General features: G+C 30.5%; 13 protein-coding genes. 6 read left to right on the plus strand and 7 right to left on the minus strand.

The window, feature by feature from the left end:
- Positions 1-2: 2 nt before the first annotated feature.
- The 5 genes from ACKTTC_RS06020 to ACKTTC_RS06040 form a co-directional block, all read right to left on the minus strand.
- On the minus strand, positions 3-2,357 hold the full coding sequence (locus ACKTTC_RS06020) for a PAS domain S-box protein (protein ID WP_408038897.1): 2,355 nt from the start codon (positions 2,355-2,357) through the stop codon (positions 3-5).
- 126 nt (positions 2,358-2,483) lie between these two features.
- On the minus strand, positions 2,484-2,897 hold the full coding sequence (locus tag ACKTTC_RS06025) for a response regulator (protein ID WP_408038898.1): 414 nt from the start codon (positions 2,895-2,897) through the stop codon (positions 2,484-2,486).
- 188 nt (positions 2,898-3,085) lie between these two features.
- Positions 3,086-3,802 (minus strand): hypothetical protein, encoded by a 717-nt coding sequence (locus ACKTTC_RS06030; RefSeq protein WP_408038899.1) that lies wholly within the window; start codon positions 3,800-3,802, stop codon positions 3,086-3,088.
- Positions 3,741-3,932, minus strand: a complete 192-nt coding sequence (locus ACKTTC_RS06035; RefSeq protein WP_408038900.1) for a hypothetical protein — start codon at positions 3,930-3,932, stop codon at positions 3,741-3,743. Before ACKTTC_RS06035 ends, ACKTTC_RS06030 begins: the two co-directional genes overlap by 62 nt.
- A gap of 78 nt (positions 3,933-4,010) precedes the next feature.
- Positions 4,011-4,643, minus strand: a complete 633-nt coding sequence (locus tag ACKTTC_RS06040; protein ID WP_408038901.1) for a response regulator — start codon at positions 4,641-4,643, stop codon at positions 4,011-4,013.
- 598 nt (positions 4,644-5,241) lie between these two features.
- Between ACKTTC_RS06040 and ACKTTC_RS06045 the strand changes: the two genes are divergently transcribed.
- The 6 genes from ACKTTC_RS06045 to ACKTTC_RS06070 all read left to right on the plus strand — a co-directional run bounded on the left by ACKTTC_RS06045 (position 5,242) and on the right by ACKTTC_RS06070 (position 10,519).
- Positions 5,242-5,790, plus strand: a complete 549-nt coding sequence (locus ACKTTC_RS06045; protein ID WP_408038902.1) for an HdeD family acid-resistance protein — start codon at positions 5,242-5,244, stop codon at positions 5,788-5,790.
- 12 nt (positions 5,791-5,802) lie between these two features.
- A complete protein-coding gene (locus ACKTTC_RS06050; RefSeq protein ID WP_408038903.1) occupies positions 5,803-6,714 on the plus strand; it encodes a DnaJ C-terminal domain-containing protein in 912 nt (303 codons plus the stop codon).
- Positions 6,715-6,717: 3 nt separating this feature from the next.
- The gene (locus ACKTTC_RS06055) at positions 6,718-7,008 is read left to right on the plus strand and encodes a chaperone modulator CbpM (protein ID WP_408038904.1); all 291 of its coding nucleotides are present in this window, start codon (positions 6,718-6,720) and stop codon (positions 7,006-7,008) included.
- 110 nt (positions 7,009-7,118) lie between these two features.
- Entirely contained in the window at positions 7,119-7,490 is a 372-nt protein-coding gene (locus ACKTTC_RS06060; RefSeq protein WP_408038905.1) for a SpoIIAA family protein, read from the plus strand.
- A 187-nt stretch (positions 7,491-7,677) separates the two neighbouring features.
- Positions 7,678-9,084 carry an APC family permease gene (locus tag ACKTTC_RS06065; protein ID WP_408038906.1) on the plus strand — a complete coding sequence of 469 codons (1,407 nt, stop codon included), beginning with the start codon at positions 7,678-7,680 and terminating at the stop codon, positions 9,082-9,084.
- Between the two features lie 28 nt (positions 9,085-9,112).
- Positions 9,113-10,519 (plus strand): glutamate decarboxylase, encoded by a 1,407-nt coding sequence (locus ACKTTC_RS06070; protein ID WP_408038907.1) that lies wholly within the window; start codon positions 9,113-9,115, stop codon positions 10,517-10,519.
- A gap of 320 nt (positions 10,520-10,839) precedes the next feature.
- Here ACKTTC_RS06070 and ACKTTC_RS06075 read toward each other — a convergent pair whose 3' ends face one another.
- Both ACKTTC_RS06075 and ACKTTC_RS06080 read right to left on the minus strand, forming a co-directional pair.
- Entirely contained in the window at positions 10,840-11,676 is an 837-nt protein-coding gene (locus ACKTTC_RS06075) for a carbonic anhydrase (RefSeq protein ID WP_408038908.1), read from the minus strand.
- 70 nt (positions 11,677-11,746) lie between these two features.
- The gene (locus ACKTTC_RS06080; protein ID WP_408038909.1) at positions 11,747-12,109 is read right to left on the minus strand and encodes a SpoIIAA family protein; all 363 of its coding nucleotides are present in this window, start codon (positions 12,107-12,109) and stop codon (positions 11,747-11,749) included.
- Positions 12,110-12,191 lie beyond the last annotated feature (82 nt).

A 12,191-nucleotide genomic window follows, 5' to 3' on the forward strand; every position in this document is an offset into this window, starting at 1 on the left:
TATTATTTTTTAAATTCAATAAAAAACGTCGTTCCTTTTCCTTCTTCACTTTCTAGCCAAATTTTTCCATCATATACATCTACAATTTTTTTAACAATAGATAAGCCTATTCCTGTTGAGTCTTTATGATCTCCTAATGATTCAAAAACTTCAAATATCTTTTTATGATATTCTTTAGGTATTCCTACACCATTGTCTTGTATGCTAAATATACGTGAATGTTTCTTCTCTTTACAATCTATATTTATAATTCCTTTTTCTTTATCTATATAATTTACAGCATTCCCCATTAGATTTTGAAAAAGCTGTTGTATTCTAATTTTATCTGCTTTTATTACAGGTAATTTATTGCTGATATTAATTTTTATATGCTTAGGCACATATAGTATTTTCTTGATTTCTTTTACAACTTCTAATGTATTTACTTCCTCATTACTAGCTGTATTATTATTAATACTTGAATAATTCAGGATATCGTTAATTAAACGTTCCATTTTCTCTACAACTTCCTGAATTAGATCTACATTTCTTATACCATCTCCTCCAAGCGCTTCTCCATGATCTTCTTTTAACCAACTTGTTAATGCTGAAATACTTCGAAGTGGCGATTTTAAATCATGAGATACAATATGAGCATATTCTTCTAATTCTGTATTTCTCCGCTCTAAAGTTTTTAATAATTTTTCTTTTTGGGACTCTAGCTTTTTGATATCTGTAATATCTAAAATAATTCCTATAGATCCTATTATTTCTCCTCCAATATCAAAATTAGGTGCAGCACTTACTAAGATAACTTTTTCTTCGTTTGTATGATTTATAAATTTAAACTCATACGATCCAGATTTGCCTTGTTTTCTTTCTATATTTCTCTTTTGAATCAGATCTTTAATTTTTTCTTTTCTAAAGAGAATTCTAATGTCTTTTCCTGTTATTTCATCTTCATCATACCCTGTCATCTTCATAAAACTCTTATTAGCAGAAAGCACTTTATTATGACTATCTAACTCTACTAATCCTAGTTTTAAATTTGCTATAATATTGCTATAACGCTTTTTATGTGCTTCTAAACTCTTTCTGTAGTTTCTAGACAACGTCACATCTCTATAAGTCCAAAGATGTCCTTTATATTCTTTATTCTGAGCAATTGGAATATAATCTCTTTCTAAAATTCTTCCATCTATCAATCTTAACTCATCCCCTAAAACTACTTTTTTATCTTTTACCAGCTTATTAATTCTAGTAATTATTTTTTCAGGATTTTCAAAATAGCTTTTTGATTCATCTAATAGTTTTAAACAATTCTTTCCTATAAGTTCTTCATGCGAAATGTCTAATGAAAATATATCACAAAACTTTTTGTTTGTAATGCTAATTTCTCTTTTTTCATCTTCTAGCAATACACCACTATCTAAATTAGATACTAAAGACGATAATCTATTTTGCGATTCAATTAATTGTTCTTTTGCTAACTTATTTTCGGTGATATCTTCTACAATGGCTACTTGGAATTTCACTTTTCCATCTTTACTCCTAACTGCTTGTACTACTGTTTTAGCCCAAAGTACTTCTCCGTTTTTTCGTATATATCTTTTTTCTAAATCAAAACGCTCTAATTTTCCAGAAGACAATCGATCTCTCAATTCTTTAGATCTAAATCGATCATCTGGATGCGTAAATTGATCTACTTTCAACTTTTTTAGTTCTTCAAACGTATATCCTAGCATTTCAGTTAATGCTTTATTTACGAGTAAAAAGTCTTCATCTTTTTCTTGAGATAGTGCAATTCCAATAGGAGAATTATTAAAAATAATATCTAATTGTTTCTTCTGCTCACCCATTAACTCCTGCACCTCTATTTCTTGTGTAATATCTCTTGCAATACCTTGCGCTCCTATTACTTCTCCTTCTTTATCGTATACCAAACTACAGTTTACTTCCAGCATTTTTACAGTTTGGTCTTTAGTTATAATTCTAGATCTATATTTAGAATAGAACCCATCTTTAACTAATTTTTGAAATGCTTCTAGCGTGTATTTATAATCTGCTGGGTGTACCAGCTTCATTAAATTAAGAGGATTATTTTTATCAAACTCATAACCAAAAACTGTATTTGCAACATCATTCATTTTTATCACATTCCCATTAAGGTCTATGTGTACAAATGCATCGTTAATGTTTTCAAATACACCTTTTAACTCCGATTTTTTTTGAAGTACACGTTCTTTTAACGCTTTTTTATCTGCTTTGAGCTTTAATGTTTTTTTCTCTAGTTTCTCAAGTTTACTTTCTGCTAATTTCCGAGCTTTGCGCTCTTCTTCTAAAGCCTCTTTTAAACTTATAATTTCATTCTCGTCCATAAACTTTTAGTTTTAAGAACTATGGAAATTCTTTATTAAAAATTCTTATGCTTATGAAATGAAAGAATTAACAAGTTTAAATTCTAATGTAAGTAGTTGCTATAAGCTTGGTTATGACTAAAATTATTAAACCGTAATCAATTCATTAACGCTCCAGTAAGATAATAATTTTATCAGTTTATTTTTATAGTCTTCGTACTTTAATGGTTTTACCATATAACCAGCTATACCAATTTTATAGCATTCGAGTATGTCTTTATGGTTGTTAGAAGTTGTTAATACTATGGTTGGGATGTATTTTAAGACGTCGTCGTTTTTTAAAACTTTTAAAAATTCTATACCGTTAACTTTTGGCATATTTAAGTCTAGTAAGATAATATTGGGTAAATTTTCTTTCTTAAAAAGAAAATCTAAAGCTTCTTCTCCATTATTTGCTTCTATAACATTATGCTTCGATTCCATTTTTGTTAGAATCCTATTAAATTTCATTACCTCAATTTGGTCGTCTTCAATTAACAATATAGTTAACTTGTTTTGCATTTTTGATTTTTTAGGTGGCTAAACTGCAATTTACTTTTTATATATCGATTTCGTGAAATCTTTAGTTTAACTTATGTTATGAAACGTTAAACGGTTCAAAAGTATAGACGAATTGCTTTTTAGCATGGTTAAAAAAAGCTTTGCTACCGTTCAGCAAAGCTTTTTAAGGTTGTCTTTTGTAATTGTTATTACATAGGTTTTTCTATTACTTTCGCCATTTCTTCTAGCTTTTCTTCCTTTACATTTTTAAGCGCATGATACGACACTTTTAACAATTTCTTCTTGATTTTATTACTTCTCCTAACTTGTTGTCTATTTATCAAATAAACACCTAAAGCAACAAAATATGCTGAAAAAATTGTCATTAAATAGTAAGTTGGTTTACTAAAGTCTTGAAATGTTTTGAAAATCCAAAATAGCTTAAAAAATGCAAATGTTATAAAAACTCCATGAATAAACTTTATTCCTAAGTTTTTAGGTTCATTTTTAAAACTTTTATATAAATTCAGAATAAAGTATATAAGCAATGATATTATGGGAAACAGGTTAAAGGCAAAAATCTGAAAATTATCAAATCCAAACACTTTTTCCTGCTTTATTGCCTCTTTATATTTTTCTGTGGATTTCTTATAATCATTATTTACGCTAGTATATTTTTCATATTGAGTTGTTCCTATTGCAACTTTTTTCACATCAGTTAATGCTTCTTTATTTGCCGATTTCATTTCCAAATACTCCTTTTTAGCAAGGATATATTCTTCACTTGACTTTTCGAAAAACTCAAACGCGTAAAGGAGACTTGCAAAAAGTATTCCTAACAATATATATTTCAGTAATTTCAAATTATTCGTCATCGGCCTCTGGATCTTCTCCTGTTCCCGAATTGTTTGGCGCTGTTCCGTCACCTTTATCGATTCCGAATTGGTCAACTTGAATGATTTCTCCATTTTGTGTTACTACTTCGTTGTTGTTTCCACAAGAAGTTAAACCTACTACTAATACAATTACTACAAAAATTTTAAATAACGTTTTCATTTTTAGTGATTTTTAAGTTAAACCACTAAAATTATAATATTTAAGTTTCTTGTTTTTGTATAGGTTTCCTTGTGTTAATTACCTAAAATTAAACCTATGTTTTATGGCTAGTACTACTAGCCTAATGTTTTTTCGTACGCCAATTTTATCTCGCATTCTGGCAGTTAGCGTATGAAAAGAGCTTTTTGTGATTTCCATTTCTTCACATATTTCATCTGTATCAAAGTTTTCAGTCATTAACTGTAATGCCTGTGCTTCTCTGTCAGATAAAATATCCTCAAATGTGATCATGTTGTCCTCCTCAAGCTGCCGTAAAATGATTTCGTCCACAATGGTATCTGAGAAAAATTTTCGGCCATGGTTTACTTTTTCCAATGCCTCTCCCAATACATTTTGAACTTCAGATTTCAAAATAAACCCTTTTGCTCCTAACAAAATAGATTCTTGTATTTGTTTTACATCATAAGAGCCAGAAACAATAATAATATTTGGTACGTATTCATTGTCAAATAATTCTTTTAAAACATCTATACCGTTCATTTCAGGCATAGATAAATCTAACAGAATTATGTCACAAGTATTGTTCTCTAGCCAATCTATAAGTCCTTGTCCAGTTTTAGAAGCTCCTACCATTGTATGGCCATAAGACTTCAATAAACTTTCATAAGCACTAAAGATTAGATCGTGGTCGTCTGTAACAAAAACTTTCATTTTTAAAAGGTTCTACTAACTCAACTCTGTATTTCGGGGGTTAAGTTGATTAATTTAAATGGTTGGTCAAATATAATTTGATGAAAATAAAAATTTTGTAGATAAAACCCTGAATTTTATTTTTTTTAACATAAATATTAACTATTCCTTATTTTTCAACTACTTACAAAAGATTTTTTTTAGAGATTATTTTTAGATATTCTCTCCTAAAAATAAATTCTTAATTGAAAAGGTGTTTTTCCTTGAGCTAATAAGGATAATATTAATAATTTTATGGTATCCTCCCTCCCCCGAGATCTCGGAAGAGATCTTACTGAAGCCTTCCGCGTCTGGAAGGCTTTTTGTTTTCTAGAATGTATTAGTATAAATAGCCTCAAAATGTGTTATCTACTCTAAAAAACATTTTAACTAGTCTGCATAATATTCGTTATTTTTATCAAGGAACATAAATATTGTCTAGAAAAAACTATTTGTAGTAGTACTTTTTTGCAATCTAAAACAACCGAGTTTTGCAATAAAAGTTATCTTAATTCAGAATCCAATGCTGCTTAAATAGGTCTTGACAAAACAAACAACCAAATTAAATCTTTAAATTATAATGACTACTGAAGCTAACACTATTAAAAATCATTGGTGGGTAAACACTTTAAAAGGAATTTTATTTATTATCGCTGGAGTAATTGCTTTATATAATCCAGCTGAAGCATTGTATACAGGCGGCTTGTACATTGGTTACTTCTTATTAATCTCTGGTATTTCTTATTTGTATGCATTGTTTGCTAAAAAAAACAACGATCATTCTAAAAGTTGGTATTTAATAGAAGGTTTACTCGATGTTATTTTGGGACTTTTAATTATTACTAGCCCTACCTTTACTATGGAAATTCTACCATATTTTGTTGGATTTTGGGTAATCTTTTTAGGAATATCTCAAGTTTCTATTCCTTCTATTTTAGGAAAACACTTAGGTAAACTTAAGATATGGTTTTATATCCTAGGAATTATTTCATTAATCTTTGGATTTATGATTATTAATAGTCCCGTAATTTCAGGAATTCAACTTACCGTGCTTTTAGGAATGTTTTTTATTGCTTACGGTGTTGTACAAACCTTCGCTTCTTTTAAGTTGAAAAATGTATTGCTTTAAAACCTGTGTACTATGGCATTTATAGATTACTATAAGGTTTTAGAAATTGATAAAACCGCTAACGAAGCACAAATTAAAAAAGCCTACAGAAAGCTTGCTAGAAAATACCATCCAGATGTAAATCCTAATGATGAGGAAGCTAAGAAGAAGTTTCAACAAATCAATGAAGCAAACGAGGTATTAAGCGATCCTGAAAAACGTAAAAAATACGATACGTATGGTGAAAATTGGCAACATGCGGATGCGTATGAAGAAGCTAAAAAAAGAGGAACACATCAAAATACACAAGGGTTTGGTGGTAGTGGAGCCTATCAACAATACTCTTCTTCAGATTTTGGTGGAGAAGATTTTTCAGATTTTTTCAGTTCAATGTTTGGAGGAGCTAGTGGTCGTAGTCAATATCAATCTACAAAGTTTAGAGGACAAGATGTAAATGCTACGCTACAATTAACGGATAAGGATGTATATACTGCGCAAAAACAAATACTCACTATTAACGATAAGAAAATTCGTATTACAATTCCTGCTGGTGTAGAAAATGGGCAAACCATTAAAATTAAAGGACATGGTGGCGAAGGTGTAAATGGTGGACCAAAAGGTGATTTATACATTACCTTTAATATTACTCCAGACATGCGATTTAAGCGTGTTGGTGCTGATTTGTATACTGAACAAACTATTGATTTGTTTACAGCTGTTCTAGGAGGTAGTGTTACTGTAGACACCTTCACTGATAAGGTTAAACTTACCGTAAAAGCTGGAACTCAAAGTGGCACAAAAGTTCGTTTAAAAGGCAAAGGGTTTCCTGTGTATAAAAAAGAAGGTGAATTTGGTAACCTTTACATAACTTATACTGTTGAGATACCTAGTAACTTGACTGACGAACAGCGTGAATTATTTGTAAAATTATCTAAAACAGTCTAAGTTATGGAAACACATCAACTTATAAAATTTGAAGACGTTTGTTTACACCACAATCTAGACAACGGCTTTATTGCACAAATAAAGGAATTTGAAATTATTGATTTCATCGTAAAGGATAATATTCTATTCATTGCCATTACAGATATGCCTGTCATAGAACGTGTAATTCGTTTACATTACGATTTAAATATTAATATGGAAGGAATTGAAGTCATTCAACAAATGCGAAATCGAATAGAACATTTACAAAAAACTGTACAACAGCTACAAAATCAGTTAGCAATTCATCAATAAAATACAGTTTGAACGAAAAAACTATAGCATATAACAATATAAAACCATAGCAAAAGACATTTATAATTAGTCTCTTGCTATGGTTTTATTCTAATCATAACTACTCTACTATGTTAATACAATTAAAAACGTATTCAAGTAACATTATAGCCATAGATGTTCTTGAAAGCTTTACAGAAGTTGATGAACAGTATTTACGTAAATTATTTAAAGAAAAACTAGAAGAAAGTTACGATAAACTTAATTTATTAATTAAGTTGGATGAAGGCAAAATTCCTGAAGTTCATTTAAATGTATTCTTTGAACACTTACATTTTATTGCTAATAATGTTAAGCATGTTCATCATTTAGCTTTAGTTGCACATTCTAAAACTGTAGCACATTTGGTTCCTCTTATTCAGAAAATAACACATACTGGAGAGAAACGTTATTTTGATTTATCTGAAATTGATGAGGCCTTTTTATTTGTTGAAACAGTATAAAAGACCATGACCTCACGATTTGAAGAGAAACAAAAATTACATAATAATGAGTTTAAACTATACCAATTGCTTCTGGAATATTTTCAGTAGTCACTATATATCAACAACTCGTTTTAAATAAATTTTTTGGACACAATAAACTAAAGTTATCCGTATAAAATCTAAACAAAAAGATCTTAAAATAATTATGAAAAATCAATCATCAAACGCAGGAAAACTTACGGTACTCCCTTTATTATTTATGACCGCTGCTTTGTTTATGACCTTGCGTAATATGCCTGCAATGGCACAAACAGGTTTGCAAATGGTCTTTTTTAATTTTGTTACTGTATTTGCTTTTCTAATTCCTATTGCATTGGTTTCTGCAGAACTAGCTACAGGTTGGCCAGAAAATGGTGTATTTCATTGGGTAGAAGCCGCTTTTGGTACTAAAGCTGGCTTTTTAGCTGTTTGGCTTCAATGGATACAAAGTATTTTTGGGATTACAAGTATTTTAGCCTATGTAGGTGGAACCTTAGCATACACATTTAATCCAGAACTTGGGAATAATAAATACTTTATTACAATTAGCATCCTAGTAATTTATTGGGTTGCTACGTTTATGAATTTTAAAGGGACAAAGCGTTCTGGACAAATTTCTAGTATTGCCTTGAATGTAGGCGTATTATTCCCTACAGTTTTACTTATTATTGCTGGAATTATTTATGCAGTAAAAGGCAATCCTATTCATATAGATTTATCACTTACAGAGGCCAATTTAGTTCCTTCAATTACCAATACGGGTGCTCTTATTTTATTTTTAAACTTTGTTTTTGGTTTTGTAGGTATCGAAGTTTCGGCTACTCATGCAAAAGAAGTAGTAAATCCACAGCGTAATTTTCCTATAGCATTATTCGCTGCGGCTATCATTGGGTTCTTATTAACCTTATTTGGTGCTTTTGCTGTAGGATTTATTGTACCTCTAGAAGAAATAAATTCTGTAAATGGAGCTATTCAAGCATTTTCCTTAGTACTTACAGAATATCATTTACAATGGATAATTCCTATTATAGCTTTTTTAATTGCTATGGGAGCTGCCGGACAAGTAAGCACTTGGGTTGTAGGACCAATAAAAGGGCTTTGGGCAGCAGGCATACAAGGAAATTTACCTACTTATTTTCAAAAAGTAAATAAAGACGAAGTACCTACGCGAATGCTTATTGGACAAGCTATTTTTATTTCATTAATTGGTTTATTATTCTTAGTAACCAGTAATGTAAATAGTATGTTTTTAATTTTAACAGCAATTGCCGTTATTTTATACTGCATTATGTACATCCTTATGTTTGCTTCAGCAATTAAACTACGTTATACTCAACCAGATGTTCATAGAGCCTATAAAGTTCCTGGCGGTAAATTTGGTATTTGGTTAGTATGTGGAATTGGAGCTTTATGTGCATTAGCTTGTTTCTTTATTGGCTTTATTCCTCCTACTCCATTACCTGTAACCAATACAACTCAATATTTTATATTGCTAACAATCGTAATTTTAGTGTTTGTTGCAATTCCTTTTATTATTTATAAATTCAGAAAAAAAAGCTGGAAAGCTTCTTAATAATATCAATCTTAAAAATCGAAACAAAATGGCATTACATAATACCAACAATTTGGCTGAGGATTTAATAGATGATGCGTATGCAACATCGGAAATGCGAAAAACCTTACCGAAATTTAAGTTTCCAGAAAATCAATCGGAAGCACAACCAACTTATCAAGCGATACACGATGAATTAATTTTAGATGGAAATTCTCGTCAAAATTTAGCTACTTTTTGTACTACTTGGACAGAGCCACAAGTACAACAATTAATGGCTGAGAGCATGGACAAAAACATGATTGACAAAGACGAATATCCACAATCTGCTGAAATTGAAAACCGTTGTGTGCATATGTTAGCAGACCTTTGGAATGCTCCGGATGCTGCCAATACTATTGGAACTTCAACTACAGGTTCTAGTGAAGCTGCTATGCTAGGTGGAATGGCTTTAAAATGGAAATGGCGTGCACGTCAAAAAGCAAATGGTAAACCTACAGATAAACCTAATTTAGTAACTGGACCTGTACAAATTTGCTGGCATAAATTCTGTCGTTATTGGGATATTGAAATTCGTGAAATTCCAATGGAAAAAGATCGTTTAATAATGTCTCCAGAAGAAGTATTAAAACGTTGTGATGAAAATACCATTGGTGTAGTTCCTACTTTGGGAGTAACTTATACATGTCAATATGAACCTGTAAAAGCAGTAAGCGATGCTTTAGATAAATTCCAAGAAGAAACAGGTTTAGATATTCCTATTCATGTAGATGGAGCTAGTGGTGGTTTTATTGCTCCATTCGTAGATCCTGATTTAGTTTGGGATTTCCGTTTACCTCGTGTAAAATCGATTAATACTTCTGGACATAAATTTGGTTTATCTCCACTAGGTGTCGGTTGGATTATTTGGAGAGATAAAGAAAACTTACCAGAAGATTTAATTTTCAATGTAAACTACTTAGGAGGAAATATGCCAACTTTTGCCTTAAACTTTTCTCGCCCTGGTGGTGAAATCATTGCACAGTATTACAATTTTATCCGATTAGGAAAAGAAGGGTATCGTGCAATTCATAATGCTTGTTATAAAACAGCACAGTATTTAGCTAAAGAAATTGAAAAATTAGGACCTTTCGAAATTATTTATGGCGGTGAAGGTGGAATTCCTGCATTATCATGGAAATTAAAAGACGATGCAGATGTAAACTTTAATTTATACGATTTTGGAGATCGTTTACGTATGCGTGGTTGGTTAGTTCCTGCGTATTCAATGCCAGAAAATCGTACTGATTTAGTAATACAACGTATTTTAGTAAAACATGGATTTAGCTACGACATGGGTAATCTTTTAGTAGATGACATGAAACGTGCATTGGCACACTTTGAGCAACATCCTGTTTCGGTATCATTAACCGAAAAAGAAACAGGAAGTTATAGTCACGGTGGAAAAAACGGTTAATAAAAATTAACTCAATAAATACAAAACTGTAGTAATGTCTTACTACAGTTTTTTTATGCAATAAGTTTACATAATCTATCTTTTTAAATAAAAATTGATTCTAAAAGAAAAGAAATCCACATGAGCATGGATTTCTTTTTAGGGAAGGGAAGAAAACAAGGGGATTATATAAATAGTTAAACCAGTTTATGTAAACACAATTAAAACTACAATACTCAATTCACAAACTTTATTGTCTAATTATATATCCGTATTCCTTGTTTTCCAAAAGGGCTTTATATAAAAGCGATTAACACAAAAACAGATTAGGTTTATATTTTTTATTCAGTCATAAGTACTTTACGTCCATTTAATGGTTGCGCTGGTCTGTAATTATGATCTGGTAATGACTGATGCATTTTTTCTATTTGTTCTTTAGAAACCGTGATTGGATTTTTGAATACAATCCAGTTTACGCCTTCGCTACATGGTGGAGTTGTTAAAGATCCTACGTAGTAGTAATATCCTTTGTCTTTTGGTAAAATACTAGGTAAGTTAAAGTTTTTACCTACTTTTTTAGTTTCTCCTTTTTTAATTGGCAAGTAAGATTCTAAGAAATTAAATGGAGCACTTCCCTCTCCTTCTTTTGCCATTACTGCAAAAACTAATATTTGACCATCTTCACTTTTATGTACTAAATGAATTACCATAGGATATCTAACACCATTTATGGTATGTTCAGAAGGTTCATGAAAGTGAATTTGTTTTAAGTTATATCTTACATCATTAAAAATGTGATGATCACCAGGTTCAAAATTAAATTGTACTGAATGGCCATTATTAATCACATTATGAATCATTGTTTCTTCTTTATAACTTGGATGTGGTTCTCCCAAATCAGCTTTCTCAGCTTCTTCTGTTACAATATCTATTGGTGATTGATGATCTCCTCCACAATCTTGATGCGTTTTATGCCAATTCTGTGTACCATTTTCACCTTCATAACTCCATTCGTGCTTTTCATTATTTTCAACTGGCGTAACTGTTTCTTCTACTAATGTATCTTCTCCATCGGTAATAACCGTTTCCTCTACTTCAACTTCTTTAGATTTTTTTTCGTTTTTACAAGCTACTGTAAATGCTAAAACAAAGGCTGTTAAAATTATTTTTGTTTTCATATTTATTTTGTTCGTCTTACTTTTTAAACTTTTAGGGTTACTAATAATCTTAGGATATATGATCAACTATTTATTCTACAGTTACCCAATCCCAAGCTTCATTAACAGCATCTATATCAAAATACTTTTCTTGCCATGGTAATGTTAAGTTGTCTAACTTTACTCCTGCTTTTATAAAATTACTATGCGCTACAATGGCCACTTTATGTATAAACTTATGTTCTTTAACAGCCATTTTTAAAACTTCGTAAATAGCTTTTAAACTAATGCTAGATCCAGATCCTATTAGGATTATAAAATGAATATCATCTATTTTTTCGTGCAATGCTGCAACAGTTTCTTCTATTTTCGCAATATTTTCTTTTGTTACTTTTTCGCCTACAAGCTCAATGCTTATTACATTTCTATAGTTCTTATTTACTTCTATATTCATTTTATAGTTTTGAATTATTTTTCGTTTAAAAAATCATTTTAGTTAATAATTTCTTTCTCTTTCAACTGCTTTTCGTAGTTTC

Origin of the sequence: Tenacibaculum amylolyticum (assembly GCF_964511145.1) — a bacterium.
Lineage (GTDB): Bacteria > Bacteroidota > Bacteroidia > Flavobacteriales > Flavobacteriaceae > Polaribacter > Polaribacter amylolyticum.